The organism is Catenulispora sp. EB89 (assembly GCF_041261445.1).
Taxonomy (GTDB): domain Bacteria; phylum Actinomycetota; class Actinomycetes; order Streptomycetales; family Catenulisporaceae; genus Catenulispora.
Genome location: NZ_JBGCCU010000005.1, coordinates 391,533 through 416,858, shown reverse-complemented (window position 1 = coordinate 416,858; position 25,326 = coordinate 391,533). Strand labels below are relative to the sequence as shown.

Below are 25,326 nucleotides of genomic sequence, written 5' to 3'. Positions count from 1 at the left end.
CAACCCCCTTCGAAAACACAGAGCATTACCGTGGTTGCATGGAGTCATCACCGGTCGGGATCCGCGACGTGCTCGCCATCCCCGACTTCCGCCGGCTGTGGACGGCCCTGTCGCTGTCCAGCCTCGGGGACTGGCTCGGGCTGCTGGCGCAGTCCTCGCTGGCGGTGTCCCTGGCCGGGGGCGGCTATGCGGGCCGCTCCTATGCGGTCGCCGGCGTCTTCGTGGTGCGGCTGATCCCGGCCGTCCTGTTCGGGCCGATCGCCGGGGTGGTCGCCGACCGGCTGGACCGGCGCTGGACGATGGTGGCCGGCGACAGCGCGCGCTGTCTGTTCTTCATCTCCATCCCCCTGGTCGGCACCTTGTGGTGGCTGTTCACGGCCACCTTCCTGATCGAGATCGCGGCGATGTTCTGGATCCCGGCCAAGGAGGCCACGGTCCCGAACCTGGTCCCGCCGCGGCTCCTGGAGCCGGCGAACCAGGTGTCGCTGCTCACCGCGTATGGCACCGCTCCCATCGCGGCGGGAGTGTTCACCGTGCTGTCGCTGATCACGCGGGGCCTGGCGAGCCAGTGGAACTTCTTCACCGCCAAACCGGTCAGCCTCGCTCTCTACTTCGATGCGCTCACCTTCCTGTTCTCCGCTCTTACGATTGCGCGCCTTAAGAGCATCCCTGCGCGCTCCGCTACAGAGCGCGCCGCAGAGCGCCGCCACACCACCGACACTCGTTCCCCGCTCCGCGCCCTCTTCGACGGCTGGCACTACCTCGGCGAGGACAAGAGGATCCGCGGTGTGATCATCGGCACAACCGGAGCTTTCGCGGCCGGCGGCGCGGTGGTCGGGCTGGCCCGGACCTACGTCGGGGATCTCCATGCGGGCCAGGCAGCGTATGGCGTCCTGTTCGGCACCGTCTTCCTCGGCCTGGCCGCCGGGATGTTCTCCGGCTCGCGGGTGCTGGCCGGCGTGTCGCGGGAGCGGCTGTTCGGCTCCGTCATCTTCGCCGCGGGCCTGGTCCTCTGCGTGTTCGCCCTGGTGCCGATCCTGCTGCTCAGCGTGCTGTGCGCGCTGGTCATCGGCTTCCTCGGCGGGACCGCGTGGATCATCGGGCAGACGATGCTGGGCCGCGAGGTGGCCGACGAGCTGCGCGGCCGGACGTTCGCCTTCGTCCAGTCCCTGATCCGGGTGACGCTGGTCCTCATCCTGGCCGTGTCCCCGGCGGTGGCCGGCATGTTCGGGGCGCACACGCTAAGCGTTCCCGGCGCATCGATCACCTATGGTGGCGCGGCCATCACCCTTTTCGGCGCGGGACTGCTGGCAATGGGCGTCGGGTGGGTGGCGTACAGGATGATGGATGACGTGCCAGGGAAATCGTTGCGGAACGAACTGAAGGCGGCGCTCAAGCGCACCGCCGCTCCGACGCGCGCCGGGGGCGTGGCGGAGTCGGGGACCACCTCCGGACCGGCGGCCGGAGCCGACGGGAACCCGCTGCCGGAAGGCACCGGGATCGAAAGGCCCGCGCACACCTATACCGGTACCTTCCTGTCCTTCGAGGGCGGCGACGGCAGCGGCAAGTCCACGCAGCTGGACTTGGTCGCCGACTGGCTGCGCGGGCGCGGCCACGAAGTCGTGGTGACCCGCGAGCCGGGCGGGACGCTGCTGGGAACGAAGCTGCGCAACATCGTGCTCGACGCGCAGAACGCAGACGTCATCTCCCCGCGCGCCGAGGCGCTGATCTACGCCGCGGACCGCGCGGACCACGTCGAGCGGGTGATCCGGCCGGCCCTGGAGCGCGGCGCGGTGGTGATCACCGACCGCTACGTCGACTCCTCGCTGGCCTATCAGGGCGCGGGGCGCGCACTGTCGGCCCGGGAGGTCGAGCTGCTGTCGCACTGGGCCACGCAGGGCCTGATGCCGGACGTCACGGTTTTGATGGACCTGGACCCGATCGAGGCGGCGCGGCGGCGCAAGACCCCGGCCGACCGGCTGGAGCTGGAGTCCGTGGACTTCCACCGCCGGGTCCGCAACCGTTATCTGGAGCTGGCCGCGGCCGAGCCGGAGCGGTTCATCGTGATCAACGCCCTGGAGACGATCGAGCAGATCTCCGGGCGCATCAAGTCACGGCTGGAGGGCCGGATCCACCTGTCGCGTCAGCAGATGACCGAGGAAGCGGCACGCCGTGAGGAGGAGCGCCGTAAGGCTGCGCAGGAGCGCGCAGCGCAGATGGCAGAGCTTTCCGACGCAGAGCGCCGCCGCGCCGAGGCCGAAGCCGAACAGCGGGACCAGGCGGAGCGGGAGCAGGAGACGCGGGAGTTCGCGCGGCAGGAACACATGCGGCGCTTAGAGGAAGAGGCGGCCAGGGCCGAGCGCGCGGCGCGCGAGCGGGCCCAGGGTGCGGGCTCCAGCGAGTTGTCCTCGCGCCCCTCGCCGACCGATCGGCCGGCGATCCGACCGACCACGCCGACCACCACGTCGGCCACATCGGCCACATCGACGACCGGACCGGCGACCCGCCCGGGGCAGACGACGGATTCGTATTCGCCGTCCCCGCGCGCCGTCACGCCGGCTCCCCCGAGCACCACACCGCGAGCCGAGGAGATCTCCGCACCGCCGGTCCGCGGCGAATGGGAAGTCCCGGACTACGTCACCAAGCCGGAGTTCGACGAGGAACCGGAACAGGACGCGCTGTCCATGGCCGACGAGCTGTTCGGCGCCCGGCAGCCGTCCCGGCACGGCGGGGACGACGCGTGAGCGGCCACGGCGCGCCGTTCGAGCCCTACGGCGTCTGGACCGATCTGGTCGGCCAGGACCACATCGGCGCCGAGCTCTCGCAGGCCGCGCTCGGCAACGGCATGACGCACGCCTGGCTGCTGACCGGACCGCCCGGCTCCGGCCGCTCGACGGCGGCGCGCGCCTTCGCGGCGGCGTTGCAGTGCACGACGGAGAGCGAACCGGGCTGCGGGCACTGCCTGGGCTGCCGGACCGTCCTGGAGGGCACCCACCCCGACGTGCTCCAGCTGGCCACCGACCAGCTCTCGATCGGCGTGGCCGACACCCGCGGCCTGGTCCGCCGCTCGTCGATGACCCCGTCCTCGGGCCGCTGGCAGGTGCTGCTGATCGAGGACGCCGACCGGCTCACCGAGGCGGCCGGCAACGTCCTGCTGAAGGCGGTCGAGGAGCCCTCGTCGCGCACGGTGTGGATCCTGTGCGCGCCGGGCCGCGACGACATGCTGCCCACGATCCGCTCCCGCTGCCGCCACCTGCTGCTGCGCACGCCGCCCTCGACGGCGGTCGCGGAGATCCTGGTGCGGCGGGACGGCGTGGACCCGATCCGCGCCCGCGAGGCCGCCCGCGCCGCGCAGGGGCACATCGGGCGGGCGAAGCGGCTGGCGACGGACGACGAGGCACGCGCGAAGCGCACAGAGGTACTGGCGATGGCGTCCTCGCTGACCGACATAGGGTCGGCGCTGTCCGCGGCACAGCGGCTGGTCGACGCGACCATCTCCGAGGCGAAGCGCGAAGCCGAGGACCGGAACGTCATAGAGACCGCGGAGATGCGGGTCGCGCTGGGCTACCAGGAGGGGTCGCGCAAAGCGATTCCCGGCGCCGCCGGCGCGCTGAAGGACCTGGAGTCACGGCAGAAGAAGCGCACGACCCGGATGCAGCGCGACGCACTGGACCTGGCGTTGGTGGACCTCGCGGCGTTCTACCGCGACGTGCTCGCCGTCCAGCTCGGCGCGATCGGCGGGCCGGGCGGAGACGTCACCGAGCCCATCCACGACGACCAGTACGCGGCAGTACGTAAGATCGCCGCGGCGGGAACACCGGAGGCGACGCTAAGGCGGATCGAAGCGGTACTGGACTGCCGGAAGGCTGTGGAGCGGAATGTGGCACCGCTGTTGGCTGTAGAGGCCATGGCGGTGAGTCTCCGATAGAGAACCCTTAGAGGCGGTCGTCTCTAAGGTCGGGACTACACAGCTACGCGCCAGGGCCGCACCGCAGCCACAGGCGTTGCCTCTCTGATGGCCCGCTCCCGGTGCTCCTTAGGGCTGATTCCGCGCACCCGCTTGAAGGCCGCGCTTAGCGCGAACGCACTGCCGTACCCGACTTGTTCGGCCACTGATGCGATCGTCGCGGAGGGGTCGCGCAGGAGGTCTGCGGACAGCGCCAGCCGCCAGTTCGCCAAGTAGGCCATAGGCGGCTCCCCGACCTCAGCGGTGAACCGCCGCGCAAGGGCTGCTCTGGAGACATGCGCGGCGTCGGCGAGGGCTGCGACAGTCCACGGCTGCGCGGGGGCGTCGTGGATCAGGCGAAGCGCCGTGCCGACCACCGGGTCGTCCTGCGCGCGGTACCAGGCGGGCGTCTCGACGTCGGGACGCGCCAGCCAGGTGCGCAGCGCGACCACGGTCAGCAGGTCCAGAAGGCGGTCCAGGACCGCGTCCTGGCCGGGGGTGTCGCGGGCCACCTCATCGCCCAGCAGCGGGATCAACGGCGTGTCGCACTCCCCGTCGCGCAGCACGGCCAGCGGCGGGAGCGCGGACAGCAGCGGCGCGCAGATCTCGCTGAGGACCTGGTACGTACCGGTGACCAGGACCGTACTGCCGTCCGGGGCGTTGCCCCAGCTGCGGGTGCCGAGGGTACGCAGGTCGCCGAGTTCCTCACCGTCGGGCGTGGTGCAGCGCTGGCCGGGATGGATGACAGCCTGCGGCGCCGTGGCGGGGTCGTCGGCGAACACGTACGGATCGGGGCCGCGCAGGATCGCCAGGTCCCCGGTGTGCAGCCGGGTCGGCACGCCCTCGTCCGGGACCACCCACCCGGTCCCCGAGACCACCGCGACCAGGGTCAGCGGCGCCTCGTCCTGGACCCGCAGCGACCAGGGCGGAGTGAGGAGCGAACGCAGCAGGAAGGCGCCGTCGGCACGCGGTCCGTTGAGCAACCCGGCTATGACGTCCATCCTTCGACTGTAGACGATCGCGTATGGAAGCGTGGAGTCTGGACCATTCTGGATCTCATTCCCGGCCGCTGTACTGGACTCATGAACGAGAACGCGAACAACTCTCTGATCCTCGTCCTCGGCGCCTCCGGCAAGACCGGACGGCGGGTGGCCGACCGTCTGGAGGCCGCCGGCGCGAACGTGCGCCGCGGTTCCCGCTCGGCGAGCCCGGCCTTCGACTGGGAGGACCCGGCTACGTGGCCGGCCGCGCTGCGAAACGTCACGAGCGTCTATGTGTCCTTCTTCCCGGACCTGGCCGTGCCGGGGGCACCGGAGGCCGTGGCGGCGTTCACCGCAGAGGCCCGGCGGGCCGGTGCGCGGCGCGTGGTGCTCCTCTCGGGGCGCGGTGAAGCGGAGGCGCAGCGAGCCGAGGAGGCCGTCGCGGAGTCGGGACTGGAATGGACAGTGGTCCGCTCCAGCTTCTTCGCGCAGAACTTCTCCGAAGGCGCCTTCTACGACGCGGTGATGTCCGGCGAGGTCGTTCTGCCGGTCGAGGATGTGCGGGAGCCGTTCATCGACGTCGAGGACATCGCCGACGTCGCGGTCGCCGCGCTGACCGAGGACGGCCACCACGGACAGATCTACGAGGTGACCGGACCGCGCCTGCTGACGTTCGCGGAGGCGGTCAGCGCTATAGCGGAGTCCTCAGGACGACAGATCACTTACACATCGGTTCCGCTGGAGGCCTTCACCGCGTTCCTCGCGGAAGCCGGAGAGGCGCCGGAAGTGATCGAGATGCTCGCCTACCTCTTCACGGAAGTGTTGGACGGCCGCAACGCCTATGTGGCCGACGGAGTGAAGCGCGCTATAGGGCGACCGCCGCGCGACTTCGCAGAGTACGCCCGCAACGCAGCGGAGAACGGAGCCTGGAAATGAAGACGCGTGTGTCCGGCAGCGGCGTCCTTGCCGCCGCGACGGTCGTGACCGGCCTCATCGCCGGCGTCTACTACGCCTTCGCCTGCTCGGTGATGCTGGGACTCGGTGCCTCCAGCGACCGGACCTTCGTCGAGGCGATGCAGAACATCAACAAGAAGATCGAGAACCCGCTGTTCTTCCTGACCTTCTTCGGCGCACTCGTCCTGTCGGCCTGGGCCCTGCGGACCTACCGCCACGACCACCGGCTCCGCCTCTGGATCGCCGCCGGGCTGGTGCTCTACACGATCGGCCTACTCACCACGATGGCCGTCAACGTTCCGCTGAACAACCAGCTGGCCAATGCCGGCGCCGCGGCGAAGATCGCCGACCCGGCGGCCGTGCGGGCCCGGTTCGAGGACACGTGGAACGCGTGGAACATCGCACGGGCACTGCTGAGTACAGGTGCCGCGGCGTGCCTGGCTCGGGCGCTGCTGCTGGCCGGCCGACACGGGAACGCGCCACAGCCTCAGGCGGCGCCGGCTCAGCAGCGGACGTGGAGCGCTGTTTGACCGGGTGGAAGGACGGTCGCGGAGACGGCCCTGTGGGATTCGCTATAGAGAATCCCACAGGGCCGATTCGCTTTAGTGTCCGTCTACAGAGTCCGTGCCCATCGCCTCGGCCCAGGCGGCCAGCGCTTCGAAGTCCTCGGCTGTCAGGCCGATCGCCGGATCTATCCGGCGCAGCAGCGCGGGGCCGTCGTGCCAGTCGCTGACCCACTCCCGGTCGGCGTCGGTGATCTCGTCGTCGATCCACGCGAACGGACGGCCGTCCGCCCACGCCACGATCTCGGGCGTCTTCCAGTAGACCCCGTCCGCCGGCTCGACGCGGTCCTCGGGCCAGACGATGACCGGCAGTTCGGGCAGGCCGAGGACCGGGCCGATGTACTCGTTCGCCTCGTGCTGCCAGGTGGTGGCCCAGATCAGCGTGAAGGGCAGTGCGGCCAGGGCCGGGCCGTGGTCGGGGTTGAGCCAGACCCGCAGCGGTTTGACCTCCTCGTCCGGCATCCCCAGCAGGGTCAGCAGGATCTTGCGCTCCTCGGCCCAGCTCGGCGGCAAGAATTTGTGCGTCGTATAGCCCGCAGGACGCCGCGTCGGTTTGGCCGCGTACGGATTCAAAGGTCCGTCCACGTCGATCAACAGCATCGGCTTCATGGGATCGCCCCTCCCCCTCGACTGCCCGAACGTTATCGGGCAGTCCTCAGGGGCGCCGCAGGAGTATCAAGCCGCGGCGACGCAGAAGGGATGCCCCTCGGGGTCGGTGAGGACCGTCCAGCGCTCCCCGCCGGGCTGGAAGTCCGGCTGCTTGGCGCCGGCGGCCAGCAGGTCCTGGATCGCCTGCGCCTTGTCGGCGACGGTGAAGTCCAGGTGGGCGTGCTTGGCGGGGTCGGGCCAGGCCGGGGGCCGGTAGTCGGCGACCTTCTGGAAGGCGAGGTGGACCGGGCCTTCGCCGACGTAGACGAAGGTTTCGTCGGTGTCGGTGATCGGCCAGCCGGTCGCGGCACTGTAGAAGGCGGCGAGGGCCGCCGGGTCGGCGCTGTCGAACATGATCGTGGTGAGGGTCAGTGGTGCGTTCATGGGGAAGAGGATGCGCCGCACAGGCGGTGGACGTATTGAAGATTCTTGCGGGCGCGGATCTGTCGGTCCCGGCAGCTAGCGTCGGTGGGGTGCAGACCGCCACGACCCTCGCGACACGGCCCGAGTTCTCGGTGCACGAGGTCGACTGCCTCGGCGGGGGTCCTGCGTGGTCAAGCTCCGAGGAGCACCAGACCCACCGTCTGGTGTTGATCCGTAAAGGACGGTTCCGGCGCTGGACCAACGGAGTCGAGACCGATGTGGACCGCACGACCGCCTATGTGGCGGCTCCCGGTGAAGAGGAGCGCTTCGCGCATCCGGCAGGCGGGGATGTCTGCACATCAGTGGGATTCTCCAGAGATCTCTGGGGGCGGCTCCCTGTAGGGCGCGTCGTATATGTAGACGCGCGCATTGAGTTAGCACATAGGCGGCTACTAGTGGCCGCCTCTACAGGAGATGCGGACTACGCGGCCGCCGAAGAACTCCTTAGGCTTGTCGCACTGGCTGCCGGATACGCAACGAAATCCGTGATCGGGGACGGCGTATTAGCGGCGGCGGCCCGCGAGGCGATCCTGGCCGACGCTCCTCAGTCGGCGACGCTATGCGGTCTCGCGGAGCTGTTGGGAGTCTCGCCGTTCCGTCTCAGCCGCGTCTTCTCGCGGCAAACCGGTACGTCGTTGACGCGCTTCCGCAACAGGGTGCGCGTCGGCCGCGCGATGGAGCGGCTCGCCGACGGGGAGACGGCACTGGCGGACCTCGCGCACGACCTCGGCTTCGCCGACCAGGCGCATCTGACGCGGACCGTGCGCGAGCACGTCGGCCACACTCCCGTGGAACTGCGGCGGCTGTTGGCGAGCACGTAGCACGTTCACGCAGGCCGCACCGTCGAGCAGGCCGCACAGTCGTTCAGGCAGCACAGTCGTACAGACAGCACAGTCGTACAGGCAGCACGAAGGCCCCGCAGGATCTCTCAATCCGGCGGGGCCGTATGCGCGCTCTTCACGGGAATCCCCCGAATCAGCAGGAGGGCTTGCCTGCCTACACCCGGGCCGACTGCATCGGCGTCCGCACGCCGTGCCGGTTCAGCGGGACCGTCGCGACCTGTCCCTGGCGCAGCGGCTGCGCGCCGGGAGGGGTCGCGGGGGCCGGGACCGGCTGGCCCGGTGCCGTGGACGCCGAAGCCGGGGCCGGGACCGGCAGCGAGCCGGCCGGGGCGCCCGGGCCCGCCGCGACCGTGGCGTGCGCCGCCTCGGCCAGGAGCAGGCGGAGCTTCATCGTCTCGACGAGCTTGGCCGGGTTGTCCTCCTGGCCGCCGTAGGGCACGTCGATCGTCTCGATGACGCAGCGCGCCACCTCGTTGCCGGCGGCCTCGGCCAGGGTGCGGGTGAAGGCCAGGGCCGCGTCGTGGAACGGGCCCGGGTCCTCGGCGGCGGCGCGCATCCGCTCCAGGGCCGCGGCCAGCTGCTCGCGCTGGGACGGGTGGATGCGGCGGGCGGCCAGCTCGGCCATCAGCGTGAGCAGGGCCGTGCGGACCTCGCCGAGCTCGGCGACCAGCTCCGGGGAGGATTCGTACTCCAGCTGCACGCTCAGCACCAGCGGGTCGAGCAGGTTCCACTCGGCCTTGGGGCGGACCGTGGTGCCGCGGCCGTGGCGGATGCGCAGGACGCGCTTCTCCTCCAGGGCCTTGAGCGCCTCGCGCAGGATGGTGCGGCTGACCGCGAACTCGGCCGCGAGCGCCGCCTCCGGGGGCAGATCCGTGCCCGGCGGGAACTCGCCTTCCAGTATGCGCAGCAGCAGCCGCTCGACGACGGCGTTGGCGAGGCGGGCGGGCCGGATGACCCGGTGGACGTTCCATCCCTCGACGTACATGCTGCTGGTGCTCCTCGATCGTGCTGCTGCGTCACTGGCCGCCGCGCGGGGTCCGCCCGGCTTCCAGGCATCCGGTGTGATGTACCGACTTGCGCGCCAATGTACGAGCCGAGGTCTACTCAAGGCAGCTATCTGAGGGCTATTCCATCCTAAATGATGAATCCGCGCCCGGCTTGTCGGCGCGGTGGCGGCGCCTGCGCTTGATCAGCAGGAACAATGCCAGAGCCGTGATCAGCGGGAGCCAGCGGTTCTTCTCGTATCGGCCGTTCCAGACCGCGGCCAACGGGTCTTCGGAAAGCGATTCGTCCGAGAGCGCGGCGGTCGGAGAGAGCGCGGGGATCTCGGCATTGGTGATCTTGTCGGATTCCGATTCGGATTCCTGTTCTTTATTCGACGGCTCCGGCTCGGCCGGCTCGATCCGCTCGGGAACCTCGGTCGCCTCTGCTGTTGTGGCCACCTCGGACGGCTCGGCCGTCACGGCCGGCTCGGCCGCCTCGACCGCCTCGGCCACCTCGGCCACCGCCGTCGCAGAACCCACATCGAACTGCGCGGCCAGCACCTCGATCCAGGCCGCGCCCAACGCCTCGACGGCGCCGTGCCAGTCCTCCTGGGTGAACTCCAGGGCGCGCCCGGACAGCTCCAGCTCCGGAACCACCGTGACCAGGGTCCGCTCACCGTCCTCCCCGGCCTGGGCCAGGGTGACCCGGAGATACCCGGCCAGCGCACCGTTCCCGCGCGCCTGCGCGGCGTCCACGGCGATGTCCAGCGTCCCCTTGTGCGCCTCGGCACCCGCTATGCACGCGGTGCCGCGATAGGTGATGGCGGCCCCGGCGCCGGAGCCCACCTTCAGCTTCAACCGGCCGGCGACCACGTCCCCGGCGACCCCCTCGGGCCCGTCGGCCGGGGGCACCGCGTGCACCGCGTCGACGGTCAGCCCGGGCACGGCGCGCGCCATCTTCTCGGGATCGGTGAACGCCAGCCACATAGTCCGGTGCCGCACTGGCACCTCGACCTCGAACGCCATCGCGTACCCACCCCCTCGCCGGGAAGTCACCCGCGTGCCCGCCATCGTGCGGACCGCGTGCCTGGTGGCACGTTACCAGCGCTTGGACATCCCGCGGCTGACCTTGGTGACCAGATTCCGGGGGACGAGCTTGGCGACCGCGGTGATCGCCTTGTACTGCATGCTCGGCACGCTCACCGGAACGCCACGCCGCAGGTCGCGCAGGGCACCCTCGACGATCTCGTCGGCCTCCAGCCACATCCACCCCGGGATGTCGCCGGTGTCGATCTCCGCGCGCTCGTGGAACTCGGTGTGGGTGAACCCGGGGCAGACCGCGACCACCCGCACGCCGGTGCCGTGCACCTCGGCGGCGATGGACTCGCTGAAGTTGGTGACCCAGGCCTTCGCGGAGCTGTACGTGCCGCGCGGCACGAAGCCGGCGACCGAGGAGACGTTGATGATCGCGCCCTTGCCGCGCTCGATCATGCCCGGCAGCGCGGCGCGGGTCAGCCGCAGCACGGCGCGCACCAGCACGTCGAGCATGGCCTCCTCGTCCTCGACCGGATGCGACAGGAAGGCGCTGCCCTGGCCGAAGCCGGCGTTGTTGACCAGCACGTCGACCCCGCGCAGCGGATCGGCCAGGCGGTCCTCGACCAGCGCGCGGCCGTCCACGGTGCCCAGATCGGCGGAGAGCACCTCCACCTTGCCGGCGCCCAGCAGGCTGAGCTCGGCGGCGGCGTTCTCCAGGCGCTCGACGTTGCGGGCCACGAGCACCAGGTCATAGCGGGCCGCCGCGAAACGGCGGGCGAACGCGGCACCGATGCCGGCCGTCGCCCCGGTAATCAAGGCCGTCGTCATGGCCTCAAGCCTGGCATGCCCCCTCCGGCGCCACCAGAGGGGGGTGCCAGGTAGAGGACCGTCCTGGTGGCGACCACGTCCCCGCCGCCCCCGGCGTGCGGGTAGGTGTGCCAGGTGCGCCACAGCACGCCGTGCAGCCGCGCCGGGAGCGGCTCGACGACCACCGCGGTGATGGCGTCGGGGATGGCGGGGAAGACCGCGATGGTGGCCTCCGGGAGGCCGCCGACGTAGTCGCGCAGCGCCGAGGCCCAGCCCGGGAAGTGGGCGGATTCCACCTCGCGGACCTCGCAGCGGACCTCGTAGTGGTAGCCGTCGTCGAGTTCGCGCTCTATGGCTATCGGCAGCGGCCCGGGGGCGGCCTCGCGGCAGGCGACGGTCTCGCGGCAGACCAGGCGGCCGCGGTCGGCGGTGCGGACCAGGATCTGGTGCGAGGCGCCGAGGATGCGGACTTCGACGTCGAGGCTGCCGACCGGGTGTCTGTCGCTGTGTAAGGGCGGCTGGTCGGGGGCTTCCAGGGACCACGACAGCTCCGAGGCGCTGACGTCCCTATAGGGGACCGATAAGGGGGCGATCACGCACGATCAACGACTCAGTGGCTGCCAAGGTCACGAAGAAAGCGTATGGTCCTACGATTCGATGAGCCGATCCCGGGACGTGTGGCGCGGGGCCCGGATCAGCGACGACCTCGGCCGCGGTTGGTGTCTCGGCCCGTATCGCGGCCGGTATCACGGCCTGTGTCGCGGCCAGCGTCGCGGGCGTCATCCCGACCGGCGTCGCGGCCGCCGTCCCGACCCTGCTTGCGCCCCCGCCCCTTGCGCTCCCGGCCGGCGGGCTCCTCGTGCCCCACCTGACGGCCGTGCTCCGTTTCCCGCTGCATCACCGCCTTGCGGCGCCCCACCATCGGCAGGCCCAGCATCCCGAGACCGGCCCCGGCCAGGGGGGTGTAGAGCCACCAGCCGTGGCCGTCGGAAATCAGGGTTTTACGAAAAGGCAACAAAATGAGGAAAGCGGCAGCCCACAGCCCGATACCGATCCAGATAACCTTTGGCTCGTTGATCTGCATCGGCTCCAGTTTGGGCCGGCCGGCGCGGCCTCTTTGGGCGGTGCGCCCGGACGAGTCACGCTCCGGCGTGCCCTCCGGTTCCTCCGCTCGGCGCCTGCGGCCCTGGGTTGTCATGTGGACAGGATATCGAGGCGCGCGATCACCAGGCGAGGAGTGGGAGTTTGTCAGTTCAGACGGGAACGGAGGGCGGTCCCGGCGGGGTGGGCGTCCTGGAACGCGTCTTCAAGGTGCACGAGCGGGGATCCTCGTACGTCCGTGAGGTCCGGGGCGGGCTCGCCACGTTCTTCACCATGGCCTACATCCTGGTGCTGAACCCGATCATCCTGGGCGGCCCCAAGGACAAGTTCGGCCACGTCCTGAGCCACACCCAGCTGGTCACCTCCACCGCGGTGGTGGCCGGCGTGATGACGCTGATCATGGGCGTCGGCGGCAACCTGCCGCTGGCCATCGCGGCCGGGCTGGGCCTGAACGGCGTCGTGGCCTTCACCCTGGCCCCGACCATGTCCTGGCCGGACGCGATGGGCCTGGTCGTCCTGGAGGGGCTGGGCATCTGCCTGCTGGTGGTCACGGGACTCCGGCAGAAGATCATGGACGCCATCCCGCTGGCCCTGAAGAAGGCCATCGGCGTCGGCATCGGCCTGTTCATCGCCTTCATCGGCCTGGTCGACGCGGGCTTCGTCGGCAAGGGCTCGGGCACCCCGGTCACCCTCGGCGCCGGCGGCACGCTCAAGGGCTGGCCGATGTTCGTGTTCTGCATCGGCGTGCTGCTGACCCTGTGCCTGCTGGTCCGCAAGGTCCCCGGCGGCCTGCTGATCTCGATCGTCGGCACCACGGTCCTGGCGATCGTGGTGAACAAGATCGCCACGGTCCCCGACGAGGCCTGGGGCACCATCGCCCCCAAGGTCCCGCACGGCATCGTGGCGCACCCCGACTTCGGCCTGCTGGGCAACTTCAGCCTGTTCGGCGGCTTCCACCACGCGGGCGTGATGACGGCGATCGTGTTCGTCTTCACGCTGATCCTGGCCGACTTCTTCGACGCGATGGGCACCATCATCGGCATCAGCGGCGAGGCGGGCCTGCTCGACGAGGACGGCCGGCTGCCGAGCATCGGCCGCGTCCTGTTCATCGACGGCCTGGCGGCCTCCGCCGGCGGCGCGGGCTCGGCGTCGTCGAACACGTGCTTCGTGGAGTCCGCCGCCGGCGTCGGCGAGGGCGCGCGCACGGGACTGGCGAACATCGTCACCGGCGCGCTGCTGTTCCTGGCGGCGTTCCTGACCCCGGTGCTGACCATCGTGCCGTCCCAGGCCGCGGCCCCGGCGCTGGTCGCGGTCGGGTTCCTGATGATGACGCAGGCGAAGGACATCAACTGGGACGACTGGGAGATCGCGGTCCCGGCGTTCCTGACCATCGCGCTGATGCCGTTCACCTACTCGATCACGAACGGGATCGGCGCCGGCTTCATCCTGTTCTGCGTGCTGAAGGTGGTGCTCGGCAAGGCGCGGGACGTGAACTGGCTGATGTGGATCGTGGCGTTGTTCTTCGTGGTGTACTTCGCGCTGGATCCGATCAAGCAGGCGCTGGGGATCGAGTAGCCGATCGGCCGGCGGCGGCCTCTAGGAAGCGACTAGCTTCGACGCTTGTCGATTTCCCAGAGGTCCAGCGCCACCGGGAAAGGCTCTTCGAGCTCGAAAGCCCCGTCGAATCGGCCGACGAGTTCGTAGGAGCCGAGGTCCTGGTCGAGCTTGAAGACCTCGACCACGGTCTTGTCACCGATGTTGTCGACGATCCAGAAATGCGGGATCCCGGCGGCGGCATACCTGCCCGGTTTCTCCTTGCGGTCGCGAGTCCTCGACTCGGGCGAGATGACCTCGACGACCAGCAGTACGTCGGCCGCCTCGAAGCCGGTCTGGAGGATGCTGCCCAGCGCCGCGTTGTCGACAACCAGAACATCGGGTTCGACTCGGTTCTTCTCGTCAAGTCTCACTGTCATCCGGTCCGCCACCAACAGATGCGGCGGCACCGTCCGTTCCAAAGCGCTGTTGATGGCGTTGATGGCCAGAAGGTGGAAGAACGCCTGAGGACTCACAAAGATCAGGTTCCCGTCGATCAGCTCCGTGTGAGGAGGCAGATCAGGGATCCGATCCAGGTCTTCAGCGACATACGGCCCGGCATGCGTGGGGCGCAGCGGCTCTGCGGTCACACTCACAGCGTACCTCCGGATACGGGTGGTTAATCTGCCGATACCCAGTGTGCACAAACAAGCGATTCGCCGCGCCGACAACAGCAGCATTCACCCATTCAGAGCATTGTCACGCCCCGAGCAACCCCTACCGCCCCCGAGCCTTCACCAGCCCCGTCTCGTAGGCCAGCACCACCGCCTGCACCCGGTCCCGCAGCCCGAGCTTCATCAGGATCCGCCCGACGTGCGTCTTCACCGTCGCCTCGGACAGGAACAGCTTCCCGGCGATCTCCGCGTTCGACATCCCCTGGGCGACCAGCAGCAGCACCTCGTGCTCGCGGTCGGTCAACACGTTCAGTTCCGGCGGCGCCGGCTCGCTCTCGGACGGGAGCATGGGCGCGAACTTGTCCAGCAGTCTGCGGGTCGTGGAGGGCGCCACCACCGCCTCGCCGCTGTGGACCGCGCGGATGGCGGCCAGGAGGTCCGGGGGCGGGACGTCCTTCAGCAGGAAGCCGCTGGCGCCCGCCTTGAGCGCTGTGAAGGCGTACTCGTCGAGGTCGAAGGTGGTGAGCATCAGGACGCGGGGGCGCTCGCCGCGCACCACGATCTCGCGGGTGGCGGCGACGCCGTCCAGGCGGGGCATGCGGACGTCCATCAGGACCACGTCGGCCGGCAGGGTGCTCAGCAGGTCCAGGGCCGCCTGGCCGTCGCCGGCCTCGCCGACCACGGACATGTCGGGCTGGCTGTTCAGGACCATGCGGAAGCCGGTGCGGAGCAGTTCCTGGTCGTCGACCAGGACGATGCGGATGGGGGCCGGTGCGCCGGCGGGTTGCGCCGAGGCGTCGGTCGGATCGATCCGATCCAGCCGGTCCAGCCGATCCATCGGTTCCGGCGTGCTCTGGCTCAACGTCACGACTCCTGGGACTCGGCCTGCGGTTCGCTTCGGTCGGCGGACTCCGGGCCGGCGAAGGGCAGGATCGCCTCCACAGCGTAGCCGCCGGAGACGTGCGGGCCGGTGACGAGTGTCCCGCCGAAGACCGTGACCCGCTCGCGCATGCCGACCAGGCCGTGCCCCAGGCCGTCGCCGGGGGCGGCGTCGCCGCGGCCGTTGTCGACGATGCGCAGCACCAGGCAGTCGTCGGTGTACATCATCGCCACCGAGGCCTTCACCTGCGGGCCGCCGTGCTTGCGGGTGTTCGTCAGCGACTCCTGCACGATCCGGTACACCGCCAGCGCCAGGCCGGTCGGCATCTCCCGCGGCACGCCCTCCACGGTCAGGGATACCGGCAGACCGGTCGAGCGGACCTGCTCCAGCAGGTCGCCCAGCTGCTCGATGCCGGGCTGCGGCACGTAGGTGCCGACGTCGTCGGCCGAGCGCAGCACGCCGAGCATCCGCCGCATCTCGGTCAGCGCCGTGCGGCCGGTCTGGGCGATCGCCATCAGCGCCTTGCGCGCCGCCTCCGGGTCCTGGTCCATCGCGTAGGTCGCGCCGTCGGCCTGGACCACCATGACCGAGACGTTGTGCGCGACCACGTCGTGCAGCTCGCGAGCGATGCGCGCGCGCTCGGCGGCCGCGGCGATCTGCGCCTGCGCGTCGCGTTCCCGCTCCAGGCGCTCGGCGCGGTCCTCGAGACGCACGTAGTACTCGCGGCGGTAGCGCATGGAGTCGCCGGCGACCCAGGCCAGGCCGACGAGGCCGGCGATGAACACCGCGACGAACAGGAAGGTGACCCAGTTGAGGTGGTCGGGGGCGTTGTACGGCGCCTGCTGCTGATAGCAGATCTTCTGCGCCGAGGGGGCAGCGTTCTGGTCGCACGCCGTGGCTGACGGATCGTTGTAGAGATGCAGCAGCCCGAACTGCACGAGCGCGCCGATGTACGTCAGCACCATCGCCGGGATGGACCAGCGCCGCTGGCAGTAGGCCGCGACCGTGTAGAGGTAGATCGGGTACGCCAGGTCGGCGGCGTTGAAGGCGGCCGCCAGCGTGAAGAAACTCAGGAAGGCCGCCACCCCGGCGACGGCGAACGTGGCCCGCGGCCACCTGCGCCGGAAGACCAGCGGCACGATGGCCGCCACCATCAGCGGCGCGACCAGCACCTTGCGCACTCCGGAGCCGACGTCCGAGGCGGTCAGCGCGGCGATCCCGATCAGCAGCAGGATCAGGGCCGGGATGCCGTCGATCAGCTTCGGGTGGCGCTGGATCCAGGCGTAGACGCGAGACACGTTTTCAGCGTAGGTGCGCACCGGCGGTCCGGACATGGCGCCGCGGGATGATCCGGCGGTCATCCTCAGGTCGCACGACCTGGGCGGTAGCGTGGCCGCCGTGACGGAATGGCTGACCTGGCGCGCGGCGATGGACCAGGCCCTCTACGGCCCGGACGGCTTCTACCGCAGGCCGGGGGCCGGCCCCGCCGCGCACTTCCGCACCTCGGCGCACAACCCGGTGTTCGCCGAGGCCGTCGGCCGGCTGCTGCTGCGGGTGGACCGGCGGCTCGGCGCCCCGGAGCGGCTGGACTTCGTCGACATGGCGGCCGGACGCGGCGAGCTGGCAGCCGGGGTGGTGCGGTGGCTGGCGGCCGAGGCGCCGGAGGTCGCGGAGCGGCTGCGGACGGTGGCGGTGGACCTCGGGCCGCGGCCGGAGGGGCTGCCGGCGGCGGTGGAGTGGAGCGGGACGGCGCCGAGCGGGGTGGTCGGGCTGCTGCTGGCGAACGAGTGGCTGGACAACGTGGTGTGCGACGTCGCGGAGGTCGGGCCGGACGGGGTCGCGCGGATCGTGGAGGTGGATCCGGGGAGCGGGACGGAGCGGTTGGCGGCGGTGCCGGACCCGGCGCAGCGGGAGTGGCTGGCGCGGTGGTGGCCGCTTGGCGATTCCGCGGGCGGCCGTGCAGGGATCGGCGACTCGTCCGGCACCCGAGCTGCGGTCGGCGACTCCGCCGGCGCCCGCGCCGAGATCGGCCTGGACCGCGACGCGGCCTGGCGCACGGCCGTGGACCGGCTCGACCGCGGCCTCGCCGTCGCCGTCGACTACTCCCACACCGCCGCCGACCGCCCCCGCTTCGGCACCCTGACCGGCTACCGCGACGGCCACCAGGTCCCCGCGGTCCCGGACGGCACCTGCGACATCACCGCGCACGTGGCCCTCGACGCCTGCGCCGCGGCGCTCGGCCCGGAGGCCGAGACCGTGCTCGCCACCCAGCGCGAAATCCTCCACGACCTGAGCATCTCCGGCGCGCGCCCCGATCTGGCCCTGGCCTCGTCCGACCCCCTCGGCTATCTCCGGGGCCTGAGCCGGGCCTCCGCCGCCGCCGAGCTCACCGACCCCGCCGGCCTCGGCGGGTTCGGTTGGCTGCTGGCCTTCTCAAGCTGCTGAAACCCTTTTAAGCTCCGGCCACGGGAGGTGTCGCGCGTGGCGGGAGCGGAGGCGGCGAACGTCTGGGCGTTCGGACCGCAGGCCTCGCTGGCCGCCGGGTTCCTCAGCCCGCCGGAGCCCGAGCCGCTGCGGCCGCGCGACCCCGAGCGCGTCGGCGGCTACACGCTCGTCGGGCGGTTGGGCGCCGGCGGCATGGGGGTGGCCTACCTGGCGCGCGACGACGCCGGCCGCGAGGTGGCCCTGAAGCGGGTGCACGAGGGCCTGGCCGAGCACGAGGAGTTCCGCGCCCGCTTCATCCGCGAGGTCGCCGCCGCCCGCCGCGTCCACAGCCGCCACACCGCGCGCGTCGTCGACGCCGACGTGCTGGCCGACCCGCCGTGGCTGGCGACCGAGTACTTCCGCTGCTGGACGCTGGCGCAGCAGGTGCCGCGGTTCGGCGCACTCACCGTCGAGAACGCCGGCACGCTGATCGCCCGGCTGGCCGAGGCGCTGGCCGCGATGCACGCCGCGGGCCTGGTCCACCGCGATCTGAAGCCCTCGAACATCCTGCTGGCCCCGGACGGCCCGCGCATCATCGACTTCGGCATCGCGCGCGCCGCCGACCTGGCCGCGCTCACCACCACCGGCCGCATGCACGGCACGCCCGGCTACATGGCGCCGGAGCAGATCGAAGGGCGCGAGACCGGGCCGCCGGCGGACGTCTTCGCGCTCGGCGCGTGCCTGGTCTACGCGACGACGGGCACGAGCCCGTTCTGGGACGGCTCCCCCACGACGCTGATGTACCGCACGGTGCACGCCGAGCCGGACCTCGGCGCGATGCCCGAGGAACTGCGGGAGGTGGCGCTGCGGTGCTTGACGAAGGAGGCCGAGGGGCGGCCGACGGCGGTGGAGTTGGCGGCGGAGTTCGCTGAATACGCGGTGGAGCAGCCAGAAGAGCACGCAGCAGCGGCGATCGAAGTAGCCGAGGCGGATCGCGGCAACGACGAAGCCGCAGTACAGCCCGAGGCTCCCGTCGCACACATCGTGATCGACGGGACCACCGCGTTCGTCCCCGAGAAACCGGCGACGGAATCACGCCAGAACATTGATATCCCGCCACCCGACCGACGGCCGAGACCCGGAGTCGTCATCGCGACAGCGGCGGGAGGCCTGGTGGCGGCGGCAGCCGTCGCGCTGGCCCTGGCGACCAACGGCGGTTCGGCCGCGGCTCCGCCGACGCGGATCAGCGCATCGCAGCCTTCGATCGCCGTCCGATCGCATCCTGCGACCACCGCTCCGAGCACCAGCACGAGCACCAACGCGACCTCGTCCCGGTCCGCCTCAGCCATCCCCGGCCAGCCCCCGCCGCTCCCCCGCACCCTCGTCGGCTACTCCGGGCGCCTGCTCGGCGCGAATCTCGCGTGGTTCGAGAGCCTGCGGATCCCCGCGTCATCAGCGCCCTGGTCCGCCGGCGGTCCGTGGTCGGCGATCGCCGGACCCGGATGCCCCGACGGCGCCGGCCACTCTCTGTCCGCGTCAGCCGGCTGGTCCCCCGACCCGGCGCGCGGCGGCGCGGCCTTCGGCGGCTGCGGCGGCGCCGACCTCGTCGCCCCGACCGTGGCGCCCGGCCAGACCGCGACCGCCGGCGTCGTGTGGACCTTCACCCCCGGCCCGGCCGTCTCCGAATGTGCTCTGTTCGCCTACAACGCGGCCAGCCCGGCCAACCTGGCCTTCGGCGACTACTCGACGGCCGGCCGGGCCGGCCAGTTCCCGATGTCCGGCGCCTCGCACGCCGGGGAGTGGATCGAGCTCGGGATCGCGGCGCCGGCCGCCGACGGGAGCCTCACCGTCGGCATCGGCAACGACCAGCCCGCCGACGCCGGGCATCCGCCGGGCCCGACCGTCACCGCCGCACAGGTGGTCGCGGTCTGCGGCGGGCCGTCCGCCTGACACCGGCTGACACCGCCTGACACCGGTACCGCGACGGCCGTCGCAGAGTCCGCATAACGCCTCGACAACGATCCGCCCGCCCGGGTTTCGCCACCCGCCTTTGGGATAGAGAGTCCGATTGCGCCCCGACTTTGTCAGACCCGCTCGCTAGAATGTGTGTATGACAGCATTCTTCAGCAAGAAGGATCTGGAGCGGTTGGCCGGGCCGCGCGCCTATCAGCGGGGGGTCGCCTCCGTCCCGGCCGTCGACAGCCTCGGGACCTCGGGGGCGGAGATCACCGCTACCGTCTACGGTTCCGAGCCCTGGCAGGTGCGGCTGGACCGGCGGCCGGCCGGTCTGGACTACTCCTGCGACTGCCCGCGCGGGATGATCGGGGATTTCTGTCGGCACTGCGTCGCGGTCGGGCTGGTGTACTTGGACGGGCCAGTCACCAAGACCCGGAGCGCGGAGTTCGTGGCGGCGCAGCGGGAGATCGCCGGCCTGCGGCGGCTGCTGGGGATCCTGGACCGCGAGGACCTCATCAACCTGCTGCTGGACTGCGCGCACGACGACCACGACCTACGGCGCCACCTCGCGGCCCGGGTCGACGAGCTGGTCACGCCGGGGGCCGACGTCAACGACACGGAGCTCCGGCTGGCCGATGTGCGGGCCCTGACCGACCCGGCCAGCGCCATCCCCGTCTACAAGAAGCACATAGAGGCACGCATCGCGGCCCGGAACCGGCGCGACTACGCCGAGGCCGCGCGGTATCTGCAGCACCTGAAGGCGGCGTACCAGCGCCTGCACCGCAAGTCCGAGGCCGTGGCCTACATCGAGGGACTGCGCGCCGCCAACGCGCGCAAGCACAACCTGCTGGAGGAGTTGGCCAAGCGCGGCCTGTAGCGCGCTCAGAGACGACCGGCGGCCGCCATGGGGCGGTGGCCGCCGGTCCGGCGTGGCCGGGCCGGGCCAAGGGTTCGGTCCGGCCACGCCATGGTCGTGGTCTGCTGCGCGGCTCAGTGTGCTGGGCCGCGCCAAGCCGGGACGGCCCCGAGCTATGCCCGCGCCGCGCCAGCTGGATAGCAGGCTGCGCCACGCTGCGCTGAGCCCACCGCACGGCGCAGTGCCCGCCGGACCGGGCTACCTTGTTTCCTGCTGGACCGCGCCGCGCTGTGCTGAGCCCGCCGCACGGCGCAGTGGCCGCCGGACCGGGCTACCTTGTGCCCTGCTGGGCCGCACCGCGTTGTGCTGAGCCCACCGCACGGCGCAGTGCCCGCCGGACCGGGCCACCTCGTGCCCTGCTGGACCGCGCCACGCTGTGCTGAACCCGCCGCACGGCACAGTGCCCGCCGGACCGGGCTACCTCGTGCCCTGCTGGACCGCGCCGCGCCGGGCCACGTTGTGCCAGCCGGACTGCGCCGCGCCGTGCTCTGCACCAATCCGGCACGAAGCAGCAGCTACCTCGCCAACCAGCGCTGCGCCCGATTCAGCAGCCGCTACTGCTCGCCGTCCCCATCCCCGTGCGGCTCCACCTCGTCGTGCGCGAGCGGGACGTCGCCCGCCCCGCCGTCGGCGCGCGCGAGCCGTTCCCGCCGCTTCATCAGTCCCCACCACAGCACCAGCGCCAGGCACACCGCGAGCAGCCCGACCGCGACCAGCAGGGTCGGGTTGCCCGAGGACGTGGCGCCGGGTGTGCTCGCCACCTCCGTGGTGACCAGCGGGCCCGGGGTCGGCGTGGCGGTCGGGGTGTCCGTGGGGGTGTCGGCCGTGGTCGGCGGGTCCGAGGGGGTCGGGGTCGGCGTCGCGGACGTCGCCGGGGTGCTCGGGGTGCTCGACGGCGTCGTCGGGGTGGGCTGCGGCGGCGGCTGGACCGTGAGCGTGCCCGAGACGTTCGGCTGGCCGGTGAGGGTCAGTCCGACCGGGGCGAGGACCAGGGGGACCGTCAGCGGCTGGGCCGGCGGCGCCGCGGAGGTCGGCGGGCCCGAGGGCTGGCCGGTCGTGGCCGACGAGCCCGGCGTGCCCGGCGTGGTGGACCCGCCCGACGACCCCGGCGACCCCGGCGACCCCGGCGTGCCCGACGAGCCCGACATCCCGAAGGCCCCGGCCGCGATCGTCACCCGCACCGAGAACTGCGCCGTACTGGCGGCCGGCAGCGCCAGCGCCGGAAGCACCGTGGCGGACATCGGCGTCGTCGCCGTGGCGTCCGACACCGAGACGGTGTGCCAGGACCCGCCGGTCTGCACCTCCACCTTCACCTCGCTGGCGTGCGCGACGCAGCCGGCCGAACCCGACGAGCACAGCAGCAGCTTCACCGGGATGCCCGTGAGGTCGACGTCCGTCGAGTTGGTCAGCTTGCCGGTGAGTACCGTCGAGGCGCCCGCGCGCGCCGAGCCGGTCAGCCCCGAGGCCTGGAACGACAGTCCGGCCACCGGCATCGTCGCGACCGCCGTGGCGCCGTTGGCCGCCACGTTCACCTTCACGTCGTCGAGCGCTGCGGTACCCGGCGACAGCCGGACCTTCACGACCTGCGTCCCGTTCGCCGGGACCGTGACGTCGTCCGTCACCCCGACCGACGCCTGCCCCACCGGGACCGTCTGCGGCTGCCAGGAGCTGCTCGGCAGGTCGTAGTGGTCGACCCGGAGCGTGGCGGACGTGGCCCCGGCCCCGTCGGCCGTCAGCGTCGTGCTCACCGTGCCGGTGTAGCCCTGGCCGCCGACGTCCTTGACCGTGATGTCGACCTCGCGCTCGGGCAGTTGCTGGCCCGGCAGGTCCAGCGGCAGCTGCGCCGGCGCGGTCACCGACAGCGCCACGCCGTTGACCGCGACGCCGGACACCGTCTGCGTCTGCGGCGTGCCCGGGGACGTGGCCACCGGGCCCGATCCGTCCGCGAACGCCGCCGTCGTGGCCGACCCCGCCGCGACCACCATCAGGCCCGCCATCACAGCGCGAAGCCTTCGTCTCATCTGTAGACCCCTGACCACCCCGCGGCCCGACGGCACGGGCCTCCCACCACATAGACGCAGAGAAGCGTCGCACGTTGCCCACCCGTCGCACGTCGTCACCGAACCGTGATCGGCGCCCGCCCGCCGGTCGCCGCGCGGCCGCGGCCGGGGCGCCTGGCACAATGACCGGCATGACCTCCCAGCAGCTGACCGAGCGCGTCGCGGGCACCGGAACGGGCCTGGAGACCACCGACATGGTGCTCAACATCGGCCCGCAGCACCCGGCCACGCACGGCGTGCTGCGGCTGCGGCTGGTCCTGGACGGGGAGCGCATCGTCTCGGCCGACCCGATCATCGGCTACATGCACCGCGGCGCCGAGAAGCTGTTCGAGGTGCGCGACTACCGCCAGATCATCGTGCTGGCCAACCGGCACGACTGGCTCTCGGCGTTCGCCAGCGAGCTCGGCGTGGTGCTGGCCGTCGAGCGCATGCTCGGCATGGAGGTCCCCGAACGCGCCACCTGGGCCCGCACCCTGCTGGCCGAGCTGAACCGGATCCTCAACCACCTGATGTTCCTCGGCTCCTACCCGCTGGAGCTGGGCGCGATCACGCCGATCTTCTACGCCTTCCGCGAGCGCGAGGAGATCCAGGCGGTGATGGAGGAGATCTCCGGCGGCCGCATGCACTTCATGTTCAACCGGGTCGGCGGCCTGAAGGAGGAGCTGCCGCTGGGCTGGACCGACCGGGTCCGCGCCGCGATCGCCAAGGTGCGCTCCCGGATGTCCGACATCGACCGCCTGATCACCGGCAACGAGATCTTCCGGGCCCGCACCCGGGGCGTCGGGGTCCTGACCCCGGAGCAGATCGCCGCCTACGGCGTCTCCGGCCCGATCGCCCGCGCCTCCGGCGTCGACTTCGACCTGCGCCGCGACGACCCGTACCTGGCCTACGGCGAGCCCGAGGTGCGGGACAAGCTCAAGGTCGTCACCGGCCGCGGCGGCGACTGCCTGGCCCGCTTCGAGGTGCTGCTGGAGCAGGCGTACAACTCGCTGGACATCGCGCAGGCCTGCGCCGACAAGCTGGACACGCTGCCGGTCGGCCCGATCAACCAGCGCCTGCCGAAGATCCTGAAGGTGCCGGAGGGCCACACCTACGCCTGGACCGAGAACCCGCTGGGCATCAACGGCTACTTCCTGGTCTCGCACGGCGACAAGACCCCGTGGCGGCTCAAGCTGCGCTCGGCGTCGTTCAACAACATCCAGGTGCTGGCCGAGGTGCTGCCCGGGCATCTGGTGTCGGACATGGTCGCGATCCTGGGGTCGATGTTCTTCGTGGTCGGGGACATCGACAAGTAAAAGCGACGCGAAGGCGACACCCGGGCAACCGGAAACCCGCCGCCCGGCAACGAAAAGGCCCCGCCGACATCGGCGGGGCCTTTCGCGGAAAACCTCAGCATGTTGAGGAACCGGCTGAGGAACCTCAAGCGGTCCCGGTCTGCCGGTGCTCGATCTTGGCCATCTGCTGCGTCTCGTCGTACATCGTCAGGTCCACCGGGGCCGCGTTCGACGTCGTGCCCTGGTCCGCGGCGAGATAGGGGCGGTACAGCCGCTCCGGGGGCACGGGGCGGGCCGACGGGAGCGCCGCGGGCCGTCCGTCCTCGCGCTGGCGGGGCATGACCACGCCGGGGACCGTGTACGGGTCCTGGCCGGGGCCGTCCACCTCGGCGGCGACGTCGAAGCCGACCTCGCCGCGGACCGCCAGGACGGCCGAGCGCAGCGGCCGGGCCTCGGCCGGGAGCTGCTGGGCCGGGATCTCGGCGGGCAGCTGCGGCTCCTGGACGCGGACCGGGACCGCGGCGGCGGGCCGCAGGTCGATCTCGGTGCCGGGGGTCGTGTCCACAGCGACACCGTTTCCGGTGCCGTAGTCCATGAACTCGGTGTAGTCCGTGTAGTCCGCGTAACCGGCGTACTCGGTCTCGTACACCGGCACCGCGTCGTAGGCGGCGTGCTGCGCCGCGTACCCCGGGTTGTATTCGAGCTCGTAGGCCCCGGTGCGCGCCGCCTGGTAGCTCGCGAAGGCGTGGTCGTGCACCGACACCGGCTCGAACTGCTGGGCCGGCTCGAAGGGCTGCACCTGTGCGAACGACTGCACCGCCGAGCGGGTCAGCTCGGCCGCGGCGGTGGTCTGCTGGACCCACGCCGAGAGCACCGCGAGGTCGTGCTCGGCCCGCACGCGCGCCGCCTCGGAGGCGTCCGCGCGCAGCTGCTCCTCCCTGGCCCGCTCCTCGAACAGGACCACGGTCTCCTCGGCGGCCAGCGCGTCGGTCTTGAGGTCCGTGATCTGCTTGTCCCGGCGCGAGGTCTCGTACCGCAGCTCGGCGGCGTGGTCCTCGCGCATGGCAGCGACCAGTTCGCGGCGGGTCGCACGATCGCGGCGCGCGGCGAACATCGCCACCGAGGAGAAGAGCCCGCCGGCGGCGGCCATGCCGACGCCGAGCCGGAGGTGGAACGGATCGCTCCAGGCGAGCGTGGTCGCGATGCCCGCGGCCGCGCCTGTGAGGGACGTGGTGGTGGCGACGATCGAGGGCCATGCCGGGCCGGCTATGTCGCCCCCGCGTCGCTGGGCCTGTAGCTGCCGAGCGTGACGCATGGCCGAACATTA

General features: G+C 71.4%; 23 protein-coding genes. 10 read left to right on the top strand and 13 right to left on the bottom strand.

The features are described from left to right. Positions 1-38 precede the first annotated feature (38 nt). Together tmk and ABH920_RS14020 are read left to right on the top strand one after the other, a co-directional pair. On the top strand, positions 39-2,744 hold the full coding sequence (gene tmk / locus ABH920_RS14025; RefSeq protein WP_370349379.1) for a dTMP kinase: 2,706 nt from the start codon (positions 39-41) through the stop codon (positions 2,742-2,744). After that, on the top strand, positions 2,741-3,928 hold the full coding sequence (locus ABH920_RS14020; protein WP_370349378.1) for a DNA polymerase III subunit delta': 1,188 nt from the start codon (positions 2,741-2,743) through the stop codon (positions 3,926-3,928). The genes tmk and ABH920_RS14020 overlap by 4 nt, the downstream gene beginning before the upstream one ends. A gap of 35 nt (positions 3,929-3,963) precedes the next feature. Here ABH920_RS14020 and ABH920_RS14015 read toward each other — a convergent pair whose 3' ends face one another. Next, complete coding sequence (locus tag ABH920_RS14015; protein ID WP_370349377.1) at positions 3,964-4,947, bottom strand: AraC family transcriptional regulator; 984 nt, start codon at positions 4,945-4,947, stop codon at positions 3,964-3,966. An 81-nt stretch (positions 4,948-5,028) separates the two neighbouring features. Between ABH920_RS14015 and ABH920_RS14010 the strand changes: the two genes are divergently transcribed. Next, positions 5,029-5,862: an NAD(P)H-binding protein gene (locus ABH920_RS14010; protein ID WP_370349376.1), complete on the top strand. Its 834-nt coding sequence runs from the start codon at positions 5,029-5,031 to the stop codon at positions 5,860-5,862. After that, complete coding sequence (locus ABH920_RS14005) at positions 5,859-6,410, top strand: DUF1772 domain-containing protein (RefSeq protein WP_370349375.1); 552 nt, start codon at positions 5,859-5,861, stop codon at positions 6,408-6,410. The genes ABH920_RS14010 and ABH920_RS14005 overlap by 4 nt, the downstream gene beginning before the upstream one ends. A 72-nt stretch (positions 6,411-6,482) precedes the next feature. Here the strand turns inward: ABH920_RS14005 and ABH920_RS14000 are convergent, their stop codons facing one another. Both ABH920_RS14000 and ABH920_RS13995 read right to left on the bottom strand, forming a co-directional pair. Beyond that, a complete protein-coding gene (locus ABH920_RS14000; RefSeq protein WP_370349374.1) occupies positions 6,483-7,052 on the bottom strand; it encodes a hypothetical protein in 570 nt (189 codons plus the stop codon). Positions 7,053-7,118: 66 nt separating this feature from the next. Then, on the bottom strand, positions 7,119-7,475 hold the full coding sequence (locus tag ABH920_RS13995) for a VOC family protein (RefSeq protein ID WP_370349373.1): 357 nt from the start codon (positions 7,473-7,475) through the stop codon (positions 7,119-7,121). Positions 7,476-7,564: 89 nt separating this feature from the next. Between ABH920_RS13995 and ABH920_RS13990 the strand changes: the two genes are divergently transcribed. Then, positions 7,565-8,335, top strand: coding sequence for a helix-turn-helix domain-containing protein (locus ABH920_RS13990; protein ID WP_370349507.1), 771 nt, complete (start codon positions 7,565-7,567; stop codon positions 8,333-8,335). 175 nt (positions 8,336-8,510) lie between these two features. On the opposite strand, the gene ABH920_RS13985 is transcribed toward ABH920_RS13990, so the two are convergent. The 5 genes from ABH920_RS13985 to ABH920_RS13965 all read right to left on the bottom strand — a co-directional run bounded on the left by ABH920_RS13985 (position 8,511) and on the right by ABH920_RS13965 (position 12,265). Next, positions 8,511-9,341, bottom strand: a complete 831-nt coding sequence (locus ABH920_RS13985; protein WP_370349372.1) for a FadR/GntR family transcriptional regulator — start codon at positions 9,339-9,341, stop codon at positions 8,511-8,513. A gap of 139 nt (positions 9,342-9,480) precedes the next feature. Next, positions 9,481-10,365, bottom strand: coding sequence for a hypothetical protein (locus ABH920_RS13980; protein WP_370349371.1), 885 nt, complete (start codon positions 10,363-10,365; stop codon positions 9,481-9,483). Positions 10,366-10,437: 72 nt separating this feature from the next. After that, positions 10,438-11,202, bottom strand: coding sequence for an SDR family NAD(P)-dependent oxidoreductase (locus ABH920_RS13975; protein ID WP_370349370.1), 765 nt, complete (start codon positions 11,200-11,202; stop codon positions 10,438-10,440). Beyond that, positions 11,199-11,777: a DUF2617 family protein gene (locus tag ABH920_RS13970; protein WP_370349369.1), complete on the bottom strand. Its 579-nt coding sequence runs from the start codon at positions 11,775-11,777 to the stop codon at positions 11,199-11,201. The genes ABH920_RS13975 and ABH920_RS13970 overlap by 4 nt, the downstream gene beginning before the upstream one ends. A gap of 98 nt (positions 11,778-11,875) precedes the next feature. After that, positions 11,876-12,265 carry a hypothetical protein gene (locus ABH920_RS13965; protein ID WP_370349368.1) on the bottom strand — a complete coding sequence of 130 codons (390 nt, stop codon included), beginning with the start codon at positions 12,263-12,265 and terminating at the stop codon, positions 11,876-11,878. A gap of 161 nt (positions 12,266-12,426) precedes the next feature. Here ABH920_RS13965 and ABH920_RS13960 point away from each other — a divergent pair, with 161 nt between their 5' ends. Beyond that, positions 12,427-13,857 (top strand): NCS2 family permease, encoded by a 1,431-nt coding sequence (locus ABH920_RS13960; protein WP_370349367.1) that lies wholly within the window; start codon positions 12,427-12,429, stop codon positions 13,855-13,857. A gap of 32 nt (positions 13,858-13,889) precedes the next feature. Here the strand turns inward: ABH920_RS13960 and ABH920_RS13955 are convergent, their stop codons facing one another. From ABH920_RS13955 to ABH920_RS13945, 3 genes are all read right to left on the bottom strand, one after another. Beyond that, positions 13,890-14,465 carry a Uma2 family endonuclease gene (locus ABH920_RS13955; protein ID WP_370349366.1) on the bottom strand — a complete coding sequence of 192 codons (576 nt, stop codon included), beginning with the start codon at positions 14,463-14,465 and terminating at the stop codon, positions 13,890-13,892. Positions 14,466-14,592: 127 nt separating this feature from the next. Continuing rightward, positions 14,593-15,201, bottom strand: coding sequence for a response regulator (locus ABH920_RS13950; protein WP_370349506.1), 609 nt, complete (start codon positions 15,199-15,201; stop codon positions 14,593-14,595). 152 nt (positions 15,202-15,353) lie between these two features. Continuing rightward, the gene (locus tag ABH920_RS13945; protein WP_370349365.1) at positions 15,354-16,667 is read right to left on the bottom strand and encodes a sensor histidine kinase; all 1,314 of its coding nucleotides are present in this window, start codon (positions 16,665-16,667) and stop codon (positions 15,354-15,356) included. 100 nt (positions 16,668-16,767) lie between these two features. Between ABH920_RS13945 and ABH920_RS13940 the strand changes: the two genes are divergently transcribed. The 3 genes from ABH920_RS13940 to ABH920_RS13930 all read left to right on the top strand — a co-directional run bounded on the left by ABH920_RS13940 (position 16,768) and on the right by ABH920_RS13930 (position 20,626). Further along, positions 16,768-17,814 carry an SAM-dependent methyltransferase gene (locus tag ABH920_RS13940; RefSeq protein WP_370349364.1) on the top strand — a complete coding sequence of 349 codons (1,047 nt, stop codon included), beginning with the start codon at positions 16,768-16,770 and terminating at the stop codon, positions 17,812-17,814. Positions 17,815-17,850: 36 nt separating this feature from the next. Next, complete coding sequence (locus tag ABH920_RS13935; RefSeq protein ID WP_370349363.1) at positions 17,851-19,743, top strand: serine/threonine-protein kinase; 1,893 nt, start codon at positions 17,851-17,853, stop codon at positions 19,741-19,743. A gap of 160 nt (positions 19,744-19,903) precedes the next feature. Continuing rightward, a complete protein-coding gene (locus tag ABH920_RS13930) occupies positions 19,904-20,626 on the top strand; it encodes an SWIM zinc finger domain-containing protein (RefSeq protein ID WP_370349362.1) in 723 nt (240 codons plus the stop codon). Between the two features lie 593 nt (positions 20,627-21,219). Here the strand turns inward: ABH920_RS13930 and ABH920_RS13925 are convergent. After that, complete coding sequence (locus tag ABH920_RS13925) at positions 21,220-22,686, bottom strand: hypothetical protein (protein ID WP_370349361.1); 1,467 nt, start codon at positions 22,684-22,686, stop codon at positions 21,220-21,222. A gap of 161 nt (positions 22,687-22,847) precedes the next feature. On the opposite strand from ABH920_RS13925, the gene ABH920_RS13920 reads away from it, so the two are divergent. Further along, entirely contained in the window at positions 22,848-24,020 is a 1,173-nt protein-coding gene (locus tag ABH920_RS13920) for an NADH-quinone oxidoreductase subunit D (RefSeq protein WP_370349360.1), read from the top strand. Between the two features lie 124 nt (positions 24,021-24,144). Here ABH920_RS13920 and ABH920_RS13915 read toward each other — a convergent pair whose 3' ends face one another. After that, entirely contained in the window at positions 24,145-25,314 is a 1,170-nt protein-coding gene (locus ABH920_RS13915) for a hypothetical protein (RefSeq protein ID WP_370349359.1), read from the bottom strand. Positions 25,315-25,326: the final 12 nt, after the last annotated feature.

What these genes read in the sequence shown, in the direction of transcription:
- ABH920_RS13930 (WP_370349362.1), top strand. Translation starts at nt 19,904, where the DNA reads ATGACAGCATTCTTCAGCAAGAAGGATCTGGAGCGGTTGGCCGGGCCG.
- ABH920_RS13965 (WP_370349368.1), bottom strand. Translation starts at nt 12,265, where the DNA reads ATGCAGATCAACGAGCCAAAGGTTATCTGGATCGGTATCGGGCTGTGG.
- ABH920_RS14010 (WP_370349376.1), top strand. Translation starts at nt 5,029, where the DNA reads ATGAACGAGAACGCGAACAACTCTCTGATCCTCGTCCTCGGCGCCTCC.
- ABH920_RS13920 (WP_370349360.1), top strand. Translation starts at nt 22,848, where the DNA reads ATGACCGGCATGACCTCCCAGCAGCTGACCGAGCGCGTCGCGGGCACC.
- ABH920_RS14000 (WP_370349374.1), bottom strand. Translation starts at nt 7,052, where the DNA reads ATGAAGCCGATGCTGTTGATCGACGTGGACGGACCTTTGAATCCGTAC.
- ABH920_RS13925 (WP_370349361.1), bottom strand. Translation starts at nt 22,686, where the DNA reads ATGAGACGAAGGCTTCGCGCTGTGATGGCGGGCCTGATGGTGGTCGCG.
- ABH920_RS13985 (WP_370349372.1), bottom strand. Translation starts at nt 9,341, where the DNA reads ATGTACGTCGAGGGATGGAACGTCCACCGGGTCATCCGGCCCGCCCGC.
- tmk (WP_370349379.1), top strand. Translation starts at nt 39, where the DNA reads ATGGAGTCATCACCGGTCGGGATCCGCGACGTGCTCGCCATCCCCGAC.
- ABH920_RS13995 (WP_370349373.1), bottom strand. Translation starts at nt 7,475, where the DNA reads ATGAACGCACCACTGACCCTCACCACGATCATGTTCGACAGCGCCGAC.
- ABH920_RS13975 (WP_370349370.1), bottom strand. Translation starts at nt 11,202, where the DNA reads ATGACGACGGCCTTGATTACCGGGGCGACGGCCGGCATCGGTGCCGCG.
- ABH920_RS14005 (WP_370349375.1), top strand. Translation starts at nt 5,859, where the DNA reads ATGAAGACGCGTGTGTCCGGCAGCGGCGTCCTTGCCGCCGCGACGGTC.
- ABH920_RS14015 (WP_370349377.1), bottom strand. Translation starts at nt 4,947, where the DNA reads ATGGACGTCATAGCCGGGTTGCTCAACGGACCGCGTGCCGACGGCGCC.
- ABH920_RS13915 (WP_370349359.1), bottom strand. Translation starts at nt 25,314, where the DNA reads ATGCGTCACGCTCGGCAGCTACAGGCCCAGCGACGCGGGGGCGACATA.
- ABH920_RS13980 (WP_370349371.1), bottom strand. Translation starts at nt 10,365, where the DNA reads ATGGCGTTCGAGGTCGAGGTGCCAGTGCGGCACCGGACTATGTGGCTG.
- ABH920_RS13950 (WP_370349506.1), bottom strand. Translation starts at nt 15,201, where the DNA reads ATGGTCCTGAACAGCCAGCCCGACATGTCCGTGGTCGGCGAGGCCGGC.